At 59.6% G+C, this 18,047-nt stretch carries 12 protein-coding genes; 6 read left to right on the top strand and 6 right to left on the bottom strand.

The window, feature by feature from the left end; all coding sequences use genetic code 11:
- Positions 1-93 precede the first annotated feature (93 nt).
- A complete protein-coding gene (locus K5E80_RS02920) occupies positions 94-1,320 on the top strand; it encodes a DNA polymerase Y family protein (RefSeq protein WP_220634750.1) in 1,227 nt (408 codons plus the stop codon).
- A gap of 339 nt (positions 1,321-1,659) precedes the next feature.
- Here K5E80_RS02920 and K5E80_RS02915 read toward each other — a convergent pair whose 3' ends face one another.
- Genes K5E80_RS02915 through K5E80_RS02905 form a run of 3 tightly spaced genes read right to left on the bottom strand, consistent with a single transcriptional unit; the run spans position 1,660 to position 4,855 of the window.
- The gene (locus tag K5E80_RS02915) at positions 1,660-2,103 is read right to left on the bottom strand and encodes a DUF192 domain-containing protein (RefSeq protein ID WP_220634749.1); all 444 of its coding nucleotides are present in this window, start codon (positions 2,101-2,103) and stop codon (positions 1,660-1,662) included.
- A complete protein-coding gene (locus tag K5E80_RS02910; RefSeq protein WP_220634748.1) occupies positions 2,100-2,573 on the bottom strand; it encodes a cyanophycin metabolism-associated DUF1854 family protein in 474 nt (157 codons plus the stop codon). Before K5E80_RS02910 ends, K5E80_RS02915 begins: the two co-directional genes overlap by 4 nt.
- Entirely contained in the window at positions 2,570-4,855 is a 2,286-nt protein-coding gene (locus tag K5E80_RS02905) for a cyanophycin metabolism-associated ABC transporter (RefSeq protein WP_220634747.1), read from the bottom strand. The genes K5E80_RS02910 and K5E80_RS02905 overlap by 4 nt, the downstream gene beginning before the upstream one ends.
- Positions 4,856-5,118: 263 nt before the next feature.
- On the opposite strand from K5E80_RS02905, the gene K5E80_RS02900 reads away from it, so the two are divergent.
- Both K5E80_RS02900 and cphA read left to right on the top strand, forming a co-directional pair.
- Complete coding sequence (locus K5E80_RS02900) at positions 5,119-7,326, top strand: cyanophycin synthetase (RefSeq protein ID WP_220634746.1); 2,208 nt, start codon at positions 5,119-5,121, stop codon at positions 7,324-7,326.
- 46 nt (positions 7,327-7,372) lie between these two features.
- Positions 7,373-9,952: a cyanophycin synthetase gene (gene cphA, locus K5E80_RS02895; RefSeq protein WP_220634745.1), complete on the top strand. Its 2,580-nt coding sequence runs from the start codon at positions 7,373-7,375 to the stop codon at positions 9,950-9,952.
- Positions 9,953-10,020: 68 nt separating this feature from the next.
- On the opposite strand, the gene K5E80_RS02890 is transcribed toward cphA, so the two are convergent.
- Entirely contained in the window at positions 10,021-10,278 is a 258-nt protein-coding gene (locus K5E80_RS02890) for a hypothetical protein (protein WP_220634744.1), read from the bottom strand.
- A gap of 584 nt (positions 10,279-10,862) precedes the next feature.
- On the opposite strand from K5E80_RS02890, the gene K5E80_RS02885 reads away from it, so the two are divergent.
- Positions 10,863-13,097: an NADP-dependent isocitrate dehydrogenase gene (locus K5E80_RS02885; RefSeq protein ID WP_220634743.1), complete on the top strand. Its 2,235-nt coding sequence runs from the start codon at positions 10,863-10,865 to the stop codon at positions 13,095-13,097.
- 104 nt (positions 13,098-13,201) lie between these two features.
- Here the strand turns inward: K5E80_RS02885 and K5E80_RS02880 are convergent, their stop codons facing one another.
- Entirely contained in the window at positions 13,202-13,405 is a 204-nt protein-coding gene (locus K5E80_RS02880; RefSeq protein ID WP_220634742.1) for a cold-shock protein, read from the bottom strand.
- A gap of 339 nt (positions 13,406-13,744) precedes the next feature.
- Between K5E80_RS02880 and clpS the strand changes: the two genes are divergently transcribed.
- Together clpS and clpA are read left to right on the top strand one after the other, a co-directional pair.
- On the top strand, positions 13,745-14,065 hold the full coding sequence (clpS, locus tag K5E80_RS02875) for an ATP-dependent Clp protease adapter ClpS (RefSeq protein WP_220634741.1): 321 nt from the start codon (positions 13,745-13,747) through the stop codon (positions 14,063-14,065).
- A gap of 1 nt (position 14,066) precedes the next feature.
- The gene (gene clpA, locus K5E80_RS02870; RefSeq protein ID WP_220634740.1) at positions 14,067-16,325 is read left to right on the top strand and encodes an ATP-dependent Clp protease ATP-binding subunit ClpA; all 2,259 of its coding nucleotides are present in this window, start codon (positions 14,067-14,069) and stop codon (positions 16,323-16,325) included.
- Between the two features lie 77 nt (positions 16,326-16,402).
- On the opposite strand, the gene K5E80_RS02865 is transcribed toward clpA, so the two are convergent.
- Positions 16,403-17,734: a DEAD/DEAH box helicase gene (locus K5E80_RS02865; RefSeq protein WP_220634739.1), complete on the bottom strand. Its 1,332-nt coding sequence runs from the start codon at positions 17,732-17,734 to the stop codon at positions 16,403-16,405.
- Positions 17,735-18,047 lie beyond the last annotated feature (313 nt).

The following is an 18,047-nucleotide window of genomic DNA, read 5'->3' as shown; positions in this document are numbered from 1 at the left end:
TGTTCGGGGCGATGCATATTTTTCGCATTCAGGCACCCTGCCTGATGAGTCCCAGGCTCATGCAGCGAGCCTGGGCGGGCGTAAAGTAGCGCCATGTCTTTGCGCATTCTTTACGTCGATTTCAATTCTTACTTCGCTTCGGTCGAGCAGCAGCTACGGCCTGCGCTACGCGGAAAGCCGCTCGGCGTATTGCCGGTAATGACCGAGAGCACCTGCTGCATCGCCGCCAGCTACGAAGCCAAGGCGTTCGGCATCAAGACCGGCACCCTGGTGCGCGAGGCAAGGAAACGCTGTCCCGATATGGTGTTCGTCGAGGCGCGTCCATCGCTTTATGTGCAAAAGCATCACGAACTGGTGGCGGCGGTCGAATCCTGCACGCCGGTTGGCAAGGTGCTGTCCATTGACGAAATGGCTTGCCCGCTGATGGGCAGCGAACGGCAGCGCGACAAGGCGCTGGCGCTGGCGGCGCACATCAAGCGCACCATCGCCGCCACAGTCGGCGAGCATCTGCGCTGCTCGATCGGCATCGCGCCCAACACCATGCTGGCCAAGATCGCTTCCAACATGAAGAAGCCGGATGGCTGCACGGTGATCGAATCCGGCGATCTGCCCGATGCGCTCTACCCGCTCGAACTGCGCGCCATTCCCGGCATCGGCCGCGCCATGGAGCAACGCCTCGCGCGCCGGCGCATCACCACGATGCGACAGCTATGCGCGCTCAACGCCGACCAGTTGCAGACCGCCTGGGGCAGCATCGAAGGCAGCCGCCTCCACGCCAGGCTGCGCGGGGAAGAAACCGCAACGACCGAGCATGCGCGCGCCAGCATCGGTCATTCTCATGTCATGCCACCCGAGTTGCGCACGCAACAAGGCGCGCATTCGGTGCTGCATCGCCTGCTGCAAAAAGCCGCCATGCGCCTGCGCAGCTATGCCTTGATTGCCGGCGCCATGCATGCCTATGTCAAATATGAAAACCGCACATCGTGGCACGACGATATCCGCTTCGATCCGAGCAGCGATACGCTGCAACTGCTGGCGGCGTTTGAACAACTCTGGGCGCGGCAGCCACGCGGCAAGGCGGCGCCGATGGCGGTGGGCGTTTCGCTCGGCAGCCTCAGGGAACAGACGCAGCAATCGCGCAGCCTGTTCGACGAAGCGGGCCAAACCAGCCACGACCGCCTCAATGTCGTGCTCGACGCGGTCAACTTGCGCTACGGTCGCAACAGTCTGTATTTCGGCGGCGCGCACCAGGCGTTATTCGCCGCGCCGATGCGCATTGCCTTCCAGCACATTCCCGACATGGAAGTCGAAGCCGACTAAGGCATATTTCGGCACAACGCGGAGTTTTGCCATACGCCTATTCACCAGACTTCGGCTATCAGCTCTTATCCGTGATGCAAAGAATTCCACAGGCGGGCAAGGAAGAAGAATACGAAATCCGGCGGCGCATCAAGGGACTGCTAAACGGCATGCCTTGATTGGGGCTTGGCCGGTACTTGGCCAAAGGCGACGTTTAGCGAGGATAGAAAGGGTGTATTGGCGAACGGCCGCTGCTGGTTTCGCGAACATGTACTACGACCCATTCCAGCCTAATGACATACGCAACCACTTCGGCGGCTTTCTGAAAGCGGATTCAACCGATGGATGCAACGCCTCGGTCTATCGTGACAGCGGTGCCCGTTCCAACCCATGCAAGGCTGTGCCCAGCCCGAAGCCGTGTTGCTTGAACCAGCCGGCATTCATTTCCAGCGCAAAGCGGATCGGGCCGGCTGAGCAGTGATTGTTCAGAGTTTGGGGGGCCATTTCCTCGATATTTACAATAATGCCTTTGTCGTCAAGAAAGGCAACCGAGAGCGGCAGCAGAGTGTTTTTCATCCACATGCATTCCTGCCGCGATTCCGGAAACACGAACAGCATGCCGTGATTGGCGGGCATTTTTTCGCGAAACATCAAGCCGCGCTGGCGCGCGGCATCGGTGGCCGCGACTTCGGCTTCGATGCGGTATATGCCCATGGCGAGTTCCATCTCAGGGAAGGATTCGGCCCGCACATTTGCGTTCATGAAAGCAAGCAGCGTAAGCGCGATACACAACAGCATGTTCATAGGAATCTATCCAGTATTCGGCGGCTGTGGGAATCGAGTTCCAGCGGATTGCGAATCAGGAATTGGATGCCGTGGCTGTCGGCAACCAGCAGCGCATTGCGGTCGACGCGGCGGATGTCCTCCTCGCCGCGCAGGATGAAGCTCGCCTCGCCACGATCGGTTTCGACGCGCCAGGTGCTCGGCGTGGCGAAGCTCGACACCTTGCGGATGCGATGGATGACGGGCATGAATTCGCGGCTCGCCAGTTCTTCGGCAATCAATCCTCCCTGCGGTTCAGGCAGCATGCCGGGATCGGGGATCCAGGCCAGTTCGCGGCCATCGCCCGCCACCAGAGCAATTCCTGCATCGGGCGCGGTGAGCGGAAAGGCGCGCACCGGCACTACGCTCTCGACGGTTTCTCCTTCGGCACTGACGAAAATCAGTTTTCCGTAAGCGTCGCGGCTCAATTTCCAGTTGATGGAGGTGTTCATGCCGTGGCCTCGCTCAAGTCGTCATCCACCAGTTCGGTATCCACATTGCGCGCCTGTGCCTGATACAGCCTGTAATAGGCGCCTTCGCGCGCCATCAATTCTTCGTGGCCGCCGATTTCGACGATTTGGCCGCGATCCATCACGACCAGTCGGTCCGCTTGGCGCAGTGTCGACAGGCGATGCGCAATCGCAATCGTGGTGCGGCCATAGACCAGGTTGTCGAGCGCCTTCTGGATTTCCTTTTCGGTCTCGGTGTCGACCGACGAGGTGGCTTCGTCGAGAATCAGGATGCGCGGATCGATGAGCAAGGCGCGCGCAATCGAAATGCGCTGGCGCTCGCCGCCCGACAAGCCCTGCCCGCGTTCGCCGACCTGCGAGTCATAGCCTTGCGGCAAACGCAAAATGAATTCGTGCGCATGCGCGGCGCGCGCGGCGGCGACGATTTCCTCGCGCGTTGCCTCCGGTTTGCCATAGGCAATGTTCTCGGCGATGGAACCGAAAAAGAGAAAGGGTTCCTGTAGTACGAGGCCGATTTGGCGCCGGTATTCGGCCACCGGGACGGAACGGATATCGGTGCCGTCGATGCGGATCGCGCCCTCCGACACATCGTAGAAACGGCAGATCAGATTGACGAGCGTGCTCTTGCCCGATCCGCTGTGACCGACGAGGCCGATCATTTCGCCGGGACGGATGCCGAGATTCAAGTTGCGGATCACCGAGCGGTTGCCGTAGCGGAAACTGATTTCGCGAATCTCGATGGCGCCTTTCACCTCTTTCAGATGCACCGGCGTCACCGGTTCCGGCACGCTTGACACATGATCGAGAATGTCGAAGATGCGTTTCGCGCCAGAAGCCGCTTTTTGCGTCACCGAAACAATGCGGCTCATCGAATCGAGGCGCGTGTAGAAGCGGCCGATGTAGGCCAGAAAGGCGGTAAGCACGCCGACCGTGATCTGGCTTTTCGAGACCTGCCAGATGCCGAAGCCCCACACCACCAGCAGGCCGATTTCGGTCAGCAGCGACACCGTCGGCGAGAACAGCGACCAGATCTTGTTGAGGCGGTCATTGACCGCGAGATTATGCCTGTTGGCTTCGCGGAAGCGCATCGTCTCGCGCTCCTCCTGCGCGAAAGCTTTCACCACGCGGATACCGGGGATGGTGTCGGCCAGCACATTGGTGACTTCGGACCAAACCCGGTCGATTTTCTCGAAACCGGTGCGCAGCCGGTCGCGCACGACATGGATCATCCAAACGATGAACGGCAGGGGCAGGAAGGTCACCAGCGCCAGCCAGGGATTGATGGTGAACAGCACGACCGCCGTCATCACCACCATCAGCACGTCGGTGGCGAAGTCAAGCAAATGCAGCGAGAGGAAGACGCAGATGCGGTCGGACTCGGAGCCGATGCGCGACATCAGGTCGCCGGTGCGTTTGCCGCCGAAGTATTCGAGCGAAAGACGCAGCATGTGCTCGTAAGTGGCGGTGCGCAGATCGGCGCCAATACGTTCCGACACCAGCGCAAGGATGTAGGTCTTGGCCCAACTCAAGGCCCATGCCGCAATAGCGGAAAGCAGCAGGCCACTGAGCAGTTTGCCGACCAGCATGACATCGATGGGTGCACCGTTCTGGTAGGGAATCAACACGTCATCCATCAGAGGAATGGACAGGTAGGGCGGCACCATATTGGCGGCCGTCGCGATCAGGGTGAGGACGAAGCCGGCGAGCAACTGCCCGCGGTAGGGACGGGCGAAGCGCCACAGCCGCAGCAGCGTCCAGGTTGAGGGCGGGGTGTGGATCGCGCGCGAACAGATCGGGCATTCTTTCTCCCCCGGTTCCAGTACGGCCTTGCACTGCGGACAGACATTCTCTTCGCGCGGCCGTGGTGGCAGGCCACTGGTAAGGCTTTCAATACGACGTTCGAATGCGTCAAGCAGGCCGACGGCATCAACGTTCTGCCCCAGCGTGAAGCGCCATGCGGACAGGCGTCCCGTCGCATCTTCGAGCGCCAGTGTGCCCACGCCGGCATGGTCTAAATGCCGCAACGCCAAATCGGTCGACAACGGCCAGGATTGCCATTGACCGCTGGCGTCGCAGGCCAGCAGCCGCGCACCGGTAAGTACAATCACCCCCGGCCTGAAATGCAGTTGCGCATCGAGGTCGGTTTCGAGCCAGGCCAGCAACATTTCACCCGCTTGCAGCAAGGGTTTCAGCGCTGTCTCCCAGACGGGCGGCAAGGCACCTGTTGGGCGGGGAAGTGAGTGCAAGGGGGGCGTTGTCGTCATTGATATGCAAGTCGAAAATCACCCGAAAAAACCGATTTCACGGGCCAGCGAGTATAGCCCAGTCATTTCCACGCCTAATCGGTGATTTCCACCATGATTTGTCTGCCAGAATATTTACAGGAGCCTGTCAGCAATTCAGCGCACTCCGCGTTAATGGGATAGCTCCATCAAGTCAATCGTCGGGCCGCCCCAAGATTGACTTGGCCCCATCGGGGGGCGGTTCAGGCTGTAGATCTGAACCGGGGGCACAGCTAATTCTTTAAATGAAAACAAAAGACATCAAGTTCCTGCGGGTCACTTATCTCGCCGGTCCGAACATCTGGACCTACCGCCCTGCCCTCGAAGCCTGGGTCGATATCGGCGCATTCGAGGAATTCCCATCGAACACCCTGCCCGGTTTCGTGGATCGGCTGACTGCGTGTCTGCCCAGCCTTGCCGTGCATCGCTGCGGCATCGGCGAACCCGGCGGCTTCCTGCTGCGGCTGCGGCAGGGGACGTGGATGGGGCACATCCTCGAACACGTCACGCTCGAACTGCAAAACCTGATCGGCATGCGCACCGGCTTCGGCAAGACACGCGGCACCTCGCAGCGCAGTGTGTACAAGGTTGTGGTACGTTCGCGCGACGAGAAAACCTCGCGCGCCTGCTTCGACACTGCGCGCGAACTGCTCCTGGCGGCGGTCGAGGACCGGCCCTTCGACCTTGCCGCACAGTTGGCCCCATTGCGCGACATGGCCGAATCACGGTTTCTCGGCCCCAGTACCGCCTGCATCGTCGATGGCGCGACCGAGCGGCGCATTCCCACGATCCGGCTTTCAGAGGGCAATCTGGTACAACTCGGCCAGAGCGCGAAGAGCCACCGCATCTGGACCGCGGAAACTGACCTCACCAGTGCCATCGCCGAAGGCATTTGCAGCGACAAGGATCTGACCAAGAGCCTGCTCGCTGCCTGCGGCATTCCGGTGCCGGGCGGACGTCCGGTCGACAGCCCCGAAGACGCATGGGAGGCGGCACAAGAAATCGGTCTGCCGGTGGTTGTCAAGCCGGCTGACGCCAACCATGGCCGCGGCGTTTATGTCGACCTTTCGACCGAAGCCGATGTCAAAGCCTCCTACACTCGCGCTCTGCTGCACAGCCGCCATATCATTGTTGAGGAATTCATTCCCGGCAACGAGCACCGGCTGCTCGTCGTGGGGGAAAAACTCGTGGCGGCGGCACGCGGAGAAAGCGCATGGGTGAAGGGTGATGGTCGCGCGACCATCACCGAGCTGATCGAAAGCCAGATCAATTCCGACCCACGTCGCGGCCTGACCGAAGACTTTCCGCTTAATATTGTTTCGCTCGAAGACGACACCGCCAACACTTTTGATCTGGCGCGCCGCGGCTTTACTCCCGACTCTGTTCCCGCCAAGGGACTGCGCGTGCTGATCCAGCGCAATGGCAACGTCGCCTTCGATGTCACCGATGAGGTTCATCCCAGCATCGCCGCCACGGTATCACTGGCCGCGCGCGTAGTCGGTCTCGATATCGCCGGGATCGATCTGGTTGCTGGAGACATCTCACGGCCATTGCGCGAACAGCGCGGCGCAATTGTCGAAATCAACGCCGGGCCTGGGCTGCTGATGCACCTCAAGCCCGCCACCGGCAAGCCGCGCCCGGTCGGCCGCGCCATCGTTGATCACCTTTTTGCCGCAGGCGAGAACGGTCGCATTCCAATCGTGGGTGTCACCGGCTCCAAGGGTAAAACTACGGTCTCGCGCCTGATCGGCCGCATGCTCAAACTCTCCGGCAAGCAGGTCGGTCTCGCCTGCGGCGATGGCCTGTTTTTCGACCGCCGCCGCGCCAAAACGGGCAATTGCGCCAACTGGGCATCTGCGCATCGGGTGTTGTTGACGCGCTCGGTTGAAGCTGCCGTTTTCGAAAACGGAAAACGCGCCATTCTCAGTGAGGGTCTTGCCTACGATCGTTGCTCGGTCGGCATTGTCACCAACATCGATCCTGCCGATAGCGAACTGGAGTTCTTTATAGAAACCGCGGAGCAGATAACAAACGTCTTCCGTACCCAGATCGATTTGGTGCTCGATGACGGTGCGGCAGTGCTCAACGCCGCCGATCCGCTGGTGGCGGAACTGGCCTCGCTGTGCGATGGTGAGGTCATGTTTTTCAGCCGCGATCCCGCTGCCGCCCCCCTCGCCCAACACCTGGCCAACGGCGGCCGCGCGGTGCTGCTGCATGACCGGCAAATCGTATTGACGACTGGGGGCGAATCCAGCGTGTTAACCGCTATGAGTCAGATACCGATGACTGCCAACACGGCGGCTGCCTACCAAACCGAGAACGTCCTGACTGCGGTCGCCGCAGCATGGGCGCTGAAAATTCCGCGCGAACTGATTCGCGCCGTCATTGAAACCTTCGACCCGAGCCGCGACGAGGCCCTCGACAAAACCACGCTTGCATCAACAGGCATGTAACCAGGCCGATATGAACCGCCCTACTCCCGGCCAGAAAATGGATAGTATGCAGTATGCAACTTTTAATGTCTCGCGCGTTCGCGCCCTGCGCGGCCCCAACCTGTGGAGCCGGAATACTGCGATTGAGGCAATCGTTTCCTGTCAGGGCGATTTGTATGGCGGCCCCGGCTATTTTTCCCGGCTGCGCCAACGTTTTCCCGAAATTGGCTATCAGGCGCCAGTCGGCAATGATGAATCGCTACCGCCGTTGCCAAACACACTTGAATTGGCCGCGCTCGGCCTGCAGGCGCAGGCCGGTTGCCCGGTTACGTTCAGCCGCACGGTGCAAACGGTGGAACCCGGCGTTTACCAGATCATCGTCGAATACAGTGAAGAAGCGGTCGGCCGCCTGGCCTTCGACTACGCACGAGCGCTATGCATGGCCGCGCTGCACGACCAGCCCTTCGATCTGGCGCAGGCTTTGGCAGCGCTACGCGAACTCGATGAGGACGTTCGCCTCGGCCCCAGTACCGGCGCCATTGTGCGGGCCGCGGTTGCCCGCGGCATTCCCTATCGGCGCCTGACCGAGGGCAGTCTGGTGCAATTTGGCTGGGGCAGCCGCCAGCGCCGTATCCAAGCCGCTGAAACCGATCGCAGCAGCGCCATCGCCGAAACCATCGCGCAGGACAAGGAACTCACCAAGACCCTGCTTCATGCCGCCGGCGTACCGGTTCCGGAAGGCCGTCCCGTGGAGAGCATTGAAGACGCCCGCGTCGCGGTCGCCAAACTCGGCTGGCCGGTAGTCGTCAAACCCCAGGACGGCAATCAGGGCAAGGGCGTTACCGTCAATATCACCAGTGAAGACCACTTGCATATTGCCTACAACGCGGCGCTGGAAATCAGTTCTGCGGTAATGCTGGAACGCTACCTGCCCGGCCAGGATTACCGCCTGCTGGTGGTCGGCGACAAACTGGTTGCCGCGGCACGGCGCGACCCGCCGCATGTGATCGGTGACGGCCTCCATACCATCCGCGCACTGGTCGATCAGATCAATAGCGACCCGCGCCGCAGCGAGGGCCATGCCACGTTGCTGACCAAGATCCGCTTCGATGATATAGCCCTCGCCCGGCTCGCCGCGCAGGGCTATGACGCCGAGTCGGTGCCGCCCATCGGCGCGCGTGTCGTGTTGCGCAACAATGCCAATCTCAGTACGGGTGGAACCGCAACCGATGTCACCGACGATGTTCATCCGGAACTGGCTGCGCGTGCGGTGGCGGCGGCGCAAATGGTCGGCCTCGATATATGCGGCATCGACGCCATCTGCGGATCCGTGCTGGAACCGCTTGAAAGTCAGGGTGGCGGCATCGTCGAAGTCAATGCCGCACCGGGCTTGCGCATGCACTTGCAACCTTCCTACGGCAAGGGCCGCGCCGTCGGTGAGGCCATCATCGCCCAGATGTTCGCACCAGGTGAAGATGGCCGTATTCCGATCGTGGCTGTGGCTGGCACCAACGGCAAGACCACCACCGTGCGCCTGATCACCCATCTGCTTGCGACCGCTGGCCGCTGCGTCGGCATGACCAGTACCGAAGGCGTGTATGTCAAAGACCAATGCATCGACACGGGAGATTGCAGCGGGCCGCGCAGCGCACGAAATGTACTGATGCATCCCGATGTCGATGCCGCCGTATTCGAGACGGCGCGTGGCGGCGTATTGCGCGAAGGGCTCGGCTTCGACCGCTGCAACGTGGCGGTGGTGACCAATATCGGCAGCGGCGACCATCTCGGCCTGAGTTACATCAGTACCGTGGAAGACCTGGCGGTAGTAAAGCGCGTCGTGGTGCAGAATGTCGCTCCCGACGGTGTCGCCGTGCTCAATGCGGCCGACCCGATGGTGGCCAGCATGGCGGATTTCTGTCCCGGCTCGGTCACTTTTTTCGCTGCCGACCGGCACCATCCGATCATCAGCACGCGCCGCGCGCAAGGCCATCGCGTCGTCTTTGTCGAAGACGGCAGGATCGTTGCCAGCCGCGGCCAGTTCGAACAGCGTCTGCCGCTGGAGCGGATTCCGCTCACGCGCAACGGCAGTATCGGCTTTCAGGTCGAGAACGTCATGGCCGCCGTCGCCGCCGCCTGGGCTCTGGGCATTTCATGGAAGGTCATTGTTGATGGGCTGTCGACCTTCGTCAGCGACCCGAATACGGTACCGGGGCGGTTCAATCTTTTTGATTATCGTGGCGCCACCGTGATCGCTGACTACGGCCACAATCCGGATGCGATTCTCGCGCTGGTAAAAGCGGTTGAGGGCATGCCGGCCCGGCGCCGCTCGGTCGTGATCAGCGGTGCCGGAGACCGGCGCGACGATGATCTCAGACGCCAGACGCAAATCCTCGGCGCTGCTTTCGATCAAGTGGTCTTGTATCAGGACCAGTGCCAGCGCGGTCGCGCCGATGGCGAAGTGCTCGCCCTGCTGCGCGAAGGCCTGGCAAACGCAATACGCACTTCGGATATCAGGGAAGTTCGTGGCGAGTTTTCAGCCATCGATACGGCGCTGGCGAGCCTGGACCAGGGGGACCTGTGCCTGATATTGGTGGATCAGGTGGGAGCAGCCCTCGGCCACATCGGGCAACGCATCGCGGCAGCTTGACCCGCGCCGCGTGCACCAAAGGAAAAGGGCGGGATATCCCGCCCTTTTCTTGCAACTTGAAGCCCGAATTACTTGGCGGCTTCAGGAGCCTTTTCTTCGGCCTTGGCCTTCTTGGCCTTCTTGTGATGCTTCACCTTCTTCGGCGCTTCAGCCTTGGGGGCTTCGGCAGCAGGAGCGGGAGCGGCGGCCGGAGCAGCAGCAGGAGCAGCAGCAGCAGGAGCAGCAGCAGCCGGGGCAGCCTTGGCATCAGCCTTGGGAGCATCGGCGGCAAATGCGGTAGCAGCGACAAAAAGCCCAGCAACCAGGGTGGCGATCAGTTTGCTCATTTCAATTTCCTTTCACTAGTGTATTGGATTTGACTTGACACGATCGGCAAAAAACCGGGCGTCACTGCCAATAACGCGGCGCTTGGCGGCCGGTTGACGCAGGTAAAAACATTTTTATGGCGATATCGGCCTTCCAATATGCAACTGTCGATCGACCTTTGTGCGCAATGGCCGGGGCTAACCGCCGACGGGGGCCGTAAACGAGCGCCATCAATGGTTGAACCATGATGAGTCCTGGCTGTCTGAAAATGAAGGATGAATATTTATAGCAGTTTATTGCACTTGGTTTGCTACGGGAAAGGGCTTTTGCGTTAACATTGGCACCGTGATTGCGGCATCTATCCTGAAACAATCGTGGCCTTGCCACCGTCCGGACGCCTTCCCCAAGAAGCCCGGAGGGATGCCGCTTTCAAAGTCCTCCCGTTCGGACGGAGGGTCGAATGCACCGGTAAAATTGACGCCCATATCGACCGCGGCCGCAACCTGGACACCCATACCCTTGCATGTCAATGTACTTGGTATTTCACATGACGCATTGCGCGCAAGCCGCTGGAGATCAAATACTTAATTGAGGTGCAAGAAGCATGACGACGCAGATATCGAAGATTATTTGGACCAAGGTTGATGAAGCACCGGCGCTGGCGACCTACTCGTTGCTTCCCATCGTTCAGGCATTTACCAGCGCGGCTGGCGTGGTAGTCGAGACGAGGGATATTTCCCTGGCCGGACGGATTATTGCCAATTTTCCCGAGAACCTGACTGCGAGCCAGCGCATCGCCGACGAACTGGCCGAGTTGGGCGAATTGACGCAAAAACCGGAAGCCAACATCATCAAGCTGCCCAACGTCAGTGCTTCCCTTCCGCAGCTGAAAACCGCGATCAAGGAATTGCAGTCGCAAGGCTACAAGGTTCCGGATTATCCGGAAGACCCGAAAAGCGACGCCGAGAAGGAGATCAAGGCCCGTTACAGCAAGGTCTTGGGAAGTGCCGTCAACCCCGTGCTGCGGGAAGGTAATTCCGACCGCCGTGCCGCCGCTTCAGTCAAACAGTACGCCCGCAACCATCCGCATAAGATGGGCGCCTGGAGCGCCGACTCGAAGACCCATGTGGCACACATGACCGGCGGCGACTTCTACGGCAGCGAAAAATCCGTCACCGTCGCCGAGGCCGGCAGCTTCCGCATCGAGTTCGTCGGTGACGACGGCAAGACCACGGTGCTGAAGGACAAGACACCGCTTCTGGCCGGCGAGATCATTGATGCCGCAGTCATGAGCCGCCGCGCCCTGCGCGAGTTCTACGCGGCCCAGATCGAGGACTCCAGGAAGCAGGACATCATGCTGTCCCTGCATCTCAAGGCCACCATGATGAAAGTCTCCGATCCCATCATGTTCGGCCATGCCGTTACCGTATTTTTCAAGGATGTCTTCGACAAGCATGCGGCGGTCATCAAGGAACTGGGCGTCAACGTCAATAACGGCCTGGGCGACCTCATCGCAAAAATCGCCAAACTGCCGGAGGCCCAACGCGCCGCGATCGAGGCCGATATCCAGGCCTGCTACAAGGCGCGGCCGGAACTGGCGATGGTCAACTCCGACAAGGGCATCACCAACCTGCATGTGCCGAGCGACATCATCGTCGACGCCTCGATGCCGGCCATGATCCGCGATTCGGGCAAGATGTGGGGCACCGACGGCAAGCTGCACGACACCAAGGCAATGATCCCTGACCGCTGCTATGCCCGCATCTATCAGGAAGCCATAGACGACTGCAAGAAGCATGGCGCGGTCGATCCGAAAACCATGGGCAGCGTGCCCAATGTCGGCCTCATGGCCCAGCAGGCCGAGGAATACGGTTCCCACAACAAGACCTTCGAGATTGCCGGCAACGGCGTCGTTCGCGCCGTCGATGCCACGGGCAAGGTGCTATTGGAGCAGAAGGTGGAACAGGGCGACATTTTCCGCATGTGCCAAGCCAAGGACGCGCCGATTCAGGATTGGGTCAAGCTCGCGGTGGCCCGTGCCCGGGCCACTGGCGCCCCCGCCATCTTCTGGCTGGACAAGGCCCGTGGCCATGACGCCCAGATCATCCTCAAGGTCGAAAAATACCTGAAGGACCACGATACCAGCGGCCTGGATATCCGCATCATGACGCCCGAGGATGCCATTCGCCTGTCCCTCGAACGCATCCGGGCCGGCAAGGATACGATTTCCGTCACCGGCAACGTGCTGCGCGACTATCTTACCGACCTGTTCCCGATCCTCGAATTGGGCACCAGCGCCAAGATGCTGTCCATCGTGCCCCTCATGAAAGGCGGCGGACTGTTCGAGACCGGCGCCGGCGGTTCCGCGCCCAAGCATGTCCAGCAGTTCCAGCAGGAAGGTTATCTGCGCTGGGATTCACTGGGTGAGTTCCTGGCCTTGGCGGTATCGCTGGAACACCTGGCCCAGACCTTCAAGAATCCGAAGGCCCAGGTGCTGGCGGATACCCTTGATCAGGCCAACGGCAAGATACTGGATAACAACCGTTCGCCCGCGCGCAAGGTCGGCGAAATCGATAATCGGGGCAGCCATTTCTATCTGGCTCTCTACTGGGCGCAAGCGCTGGCCGCTCAGAGCAAGGACAAGGATCTGCAGGCACGTTTTGCTCCGCTGGCAAAGAAACTGGCCGACAACGAGGCGAAGATCAATGCCGAATTGCTTGGCGCCCAGGGGAAACCCCAGGACATCGGTGGCTACTACCATCCGGATTTTGAAAAGGCGTCGAAGGCCATGCGCCCCAGCACCACGCTGAATGCGGCACTGGCCACCCTCAATGCCTGACTGATTTAATGCAATGATGAAATGCAAAGCCCGCCCAGGGTAATAATGGGCGGGCTTTGTTTTGGTGTCGGTGCTGTCGCCGACGCCGTGTTTTGGGGCCTTTATTAGGCCTTCTGGATATTGGAGGCTTGTTTGCCCTTGGGACCTTGAACGACCTCAAAGGACACTTTTTCGCCTTCCTTCAGAGACTTGAAACCGGACATATTGATGGCAGAAAAATGAGCGAAGAGATCTTCGCTGCCGTCATCCGGAGTAATAAAGCCAAAACCTTTGGCATCGTTGAACCACTTGACAGTACCTATTGCCATAAACCCTCTTCCTTGGTTGATCAAACGATCCGGCGCACTATAGCCATGAAATTAGCATACGTCGCGACGGGGCATGCCTGACGACAAGTTCACTGCGGAAGGGGGCCGAGCGGAGATTCAGAAAGCTGAAGGACTGCGGGGCATTCGACACTGCGGTGATACCTGAACCAGACACGGTTCGCCTTTTACGCACTTTAATTCGAAACGTCAAGTATTTTTTATCCCATAAAAACAACACTCTCAGGTTTTTTTCTCTGGCCGGATTTGAGAACTATTCCGGGCTTTATTCGAGATAGGGAAAATCAACGAATTACCCCGTGGCAGCATTAGAATTGCTCCATGGCTTCCCGCAAACAGTCCTCACGTGACGACAACCTTGTACTGGCGCCGAAGAAGACCGATCTCAAATCGCCGCCACTGTTCAAGGTGTTGCTGTTGAATGACGATTACACGCCCATGGATTTCGTCATCGTCGTGCTGCAGAAATTTTTTGCCATGAGTACCGAGCAAGCGACTATAGTCATGTTGCAGGTGCATCGTCAGGGCAAGGGAGTTTGCGGTATATATCCACAGGATGTTGCCGCCACCAAGGCAGCCGCGGTTACTGCATTTGCCAGGCAGCATCAGCATCCGCTCGCTTGCGTGATGGAGGAAAGTTGAAATGATCGCCCAGGAACTCGAAGTCAGCCTACACATGGCTTTTGTCGAAGCACGGCAAAAGCGGCACGAATTCATCACCGTCGAGCATCTTCTGCTGGCCCTGCTCGACAATCCATCTTCGGCCGAGGTGTTGCGTGCGTGCGCAGCCGATATCGAAGCGCTACGCAAGGAACTGCAAACCTTCATCGCCGACCACACACCCACGGTGCCGGGTACGGTGGAAATCGACACCCAGCCCACGCTCGGTTTCCAGCGCGTGATCCAGCGCGCCATCCTGCATGTGCAATCCTCCGGCAAAAAGGAAGTCACCGGCGCCAATGTACTGGTGGCGATCTTCAGTGAAAAGGATTCCCACGCCGTGTATTTCCTGACGCGTCACAACATAACGCGGCTCGATGTCGTCAACTTCATTTCGCACGGTATTGCCAAGGCCGCGCAGCCGGCTGGCAAGCAGGAAGAACAGACCGAACAGGAAGCGGAAAGCCAGGAAAAAACCGGTGCGCTGGACAGCTACACCCAAAATCTCAACCAGGCAGCTTTGACGGGCAAGATCGACCCCCTGATCGGGCGCGACAAGGAACTCGAGCGCGTCATCCAGACCCTGTGCCGCAGGCGCAAGAACAACCCGCTGCTGGTCGGCGAAGCCGGCGTCGGCAAGACCGCAATTGCGGAAGGACTCGCGCGCCGCATTATCGAAGGCCGGGTGCCGGAGATACTTGCCGATGCCACGGTGTATGCACTAGACATGGGCGCCCTGCTTGCCGGCACCAAGTACCGCGGCGATTTCGAGCAGCGGCTCAAGGCGGTTCTGAAGCAACTCGTCGACAATCCGAAAGTAGTGCTGTTCATCGATGAAATCCACACCCTGATCGGCGCCGGTGCGGCGTCAGGCGGAACGCTGGATGCGTCCAATTTGCTGAAACCGGCGCTGTCATCTGGAGCATTGAAGTGCATCGGCGCAACCACCTACGACGAATTCCGCGGCGTGTTTGAAAAGGATCATGCACTTTCGCGCCGTTTCCAGAAAATCGATGTTGAAGAGCCTTCGGTGGAAGAAACCATTTCCATCCTGCGTGGGCTCAAGACGCGCTTTGAAGAACACCATGGCATCAAGTACTCCGCCGCCGCGATCAACTCCGCCGCCGAACTCGCGGCCAAGTACATCAACGATCGTCATCTGCCCGACAAGGCGATCGACGTTATTGACGAGGCGGGAGCGGCGCAACGCATCCTGCCCAAGTCGCGCCAGAAGAAAATCGTCGGCAAGCAGGAGATCGAGGAAATCGTCGCCAAGATCGCGCGCATCCCGCCGCAGCATGTATCTTCGGACGACCGTTCTGCACTGAAGAATCTCGACCGCGATTTGAAGAGCATCGTATTCGGTCAGGACGCTGCCATTGATGCACTGAGCCGCGCCATCAAAATGTCACGCTCCGGCCTCGGCAATCCGCAGAAGCCAATTGGCAATTTTCTATTTTCCGGTCCCACTGGCGTCGGCAAGACCGAAGTCGCGCGCCAGCTTGCGTATTGCATGGGTATCGAGTTGATTCGCTTCGATATGTCGGAATACATGGAACGCCATGCGGTGTCTCGTATGATCGGCGCACCGCCGGGCTATGTCGGTTTCGACCAGGGCGGGCTGCTCACCGAAGCAGTGACCAAGAAGCCGCATGCTGTTCTGCTGCTCGATGAAATCGAGAAAGCGCACCCGGACGTATTCAACATACTGTTGCAAATCATGGATCACGGCACGCTGACCGATAACAACGGTCGCAAGGCCGACTTCCGCAACGTCGTGATTGTGATGACGACCAACGCGGGCGCCGAATCCTTGCAGAAGACCAGTATCGGCTTCACCAGCAACAAGCAGGCGGGCGACGAAATGGCCGAGATCAAGCGTCTATTCACGCCCGAATTCCGCAATCGGCTGGATGCGACGATTTCGTTTGCCGCACTCGATTCGGTCATCATTTTGCGCGTGGTAGACAAATTCCTCATGCAACTCGAAGGACAGTTGCACGAAAAGAAGGTCGAAGCGATTTTTACCAACGAGCTGCGCGCCTGGCTGGCCGAAAAGGGTTTTGATTCAATGATGGGCGCGCGGCCGATGGCGCGGCTGATCCAGGACACAATTCGCTCGGCGCTCGCCGACGAATTGTTGTTCGGTCGCCTGGTCCATGGTGGCAAGGTCACCATTGATCTCGACGAAAACGACAAGGTCAAGCTGCTGTTCGAAGAAGCGGAAACGACACAGGTCTGATCGCCGATCCGCCAGCAACAAAGGAAACCCGGTGCAGTTGGCAACTGCGCCGGGTTCTTTTTTTACTTGATCAGAATCTAGCGATCGCGCGAACCTGCGTAATTGCCGCCGCTTTTGCGCGCTGGTGGCGCGCTGCGGCCGGAAGCTCCCCGCTGCTGTGGACGTTGCGGTTTGCCTGCGGTCCTGCTGCGGGGATCGCTCTTGCGCTGCGCTTTCGCTGCGCCGGCGGAGCGACGGCCGTTCTGGATCGGTTCGGGACGAATGCTCGGATCGGGCTCGAAGCCGGACAGCACTTTTTTCTCGATGCTTTTCTTCATCAGCTGCTCGATATCGCGCAGCAGACGATGCTCATCGATGCAAACCAGCGAGATCGCTTCGCCATTGGTGCCGGCACGGCCGGTCCGGCCGATGCGATGCACGTAATCTTCCGGCACGTTCGGCAGCTCGAAATTGATGACATGCGGCAGCTGGTCGATATCGATGCCGCGTGCGGCGATATCGGTCGCCACCAGCACGGTCACCTTGTTGCGTTTGAAGTCTTCGAGCGCGCGCTGGCGGGCGCCCTGCGTCTTGTTGCCATGCAGGGCGGCGGAACGAATGCCGGCCTTGTCGAGCCGCTCCGCCAGCGCATCGGCGCCATGTTTGGTGCGCGCAAAAACCAATATCTGATGCCAGCCGTGATTCTCGATCAGCTGAATCAGCAGATCGCGCTTGCGTGCGCGATCAACCAGATAGACCGAATGTTTGACCAGCGATGTGGCCGCGTTGCGCGGCGCGACATCGACGCTGGCCGGGTCGCGCATGAGGCCGGCAGCCAGGGCACGGATCTCATCCGAGAAAGTTGCCGAGAACAGCAGGCTCTGCTTCTGTTTCGGCAACAATGCAATAATTTTCCTGATATCGTTGATGAAACCCATGTCGAGCATGCGGTCGGCTTCATCGAGGACCAGAATTTCGATGCCGGAAAGATCGGCATTGCGCTGTTGGATGTGATCGAGCAAGCGTCCCGGCGTTGCCACCAGAATATCGGTACCCGCACGCAGCGCCTTGGTCTGCGGTCCCATGCCGACCCCGCCGTAGATCGCCGCCGAGCGCAGGGACAGATGCTTGCCGTAGGTGCGCACGCTCTCTTGCACCTGGACCGCCAGTTCGCGCGTCGGCGTAAGAATCAATGCGCGCGATTTGAAACGCTTGAGCGACAGCCCCTCCTGGCGGCTGCTCAGCAGTTGCAGGATGGGCAAGGTGAACCCCGCCGTCTTGCCGGTGCCGGTCTGGGCCGAAGCCATCAGGTCGCGACCTTCCAAAACCAAGGGGATTGCCTTGGCCTGAATCGGGGTCGGCGTGTCATAGCCCTGCTCGCCAATGGCATGCAGAATTTCGGCGCGCAGGCCGAGATTGGTAAAACTCATGAATTACTCCTGGATTCGGCCTTGCGTGCTTGGCACGAACCAGTCGAGGCGGAAACGCTCTGGGGAATTGGGATACAGCCGGAAATCGACCGCAACGCGCCGAATTATTGACTGATTGGATGGCTCAGCGCGGGGCGGAGTGTACCCTATCAATGCAGCTTACCGCTGCATTGCGACAAAATATACCTTTGACATTGCTGTTGCTTAAGGATAAGTCCAGGCAAGGCTGAAAGAAACTGGATTCCCTCATTCCGAGGGAATGACCGACGGAAATCCCTGTGGACGAAAAGTTTGTGGTTCGACAAGCGCATCA

Origin of the sequence: Georgfuchsia toluolica (genome assembly GCF_907163265.1) — a bacterium.
In the GTDB taxonomy this organism is placed as follows: domain Bacteria; phylum Pseudomonadota; class Gammaproteobacteria; order Burkholderiales; family Rhodocyclaceae; genus Georgfuchsia; species Georgfuchsia toluolica.
The sequence above is the reverse complement of the archived record's forward strand: the minus strand, read 5'-3'. Positions and strand labels throughout refer to the sequence as shown.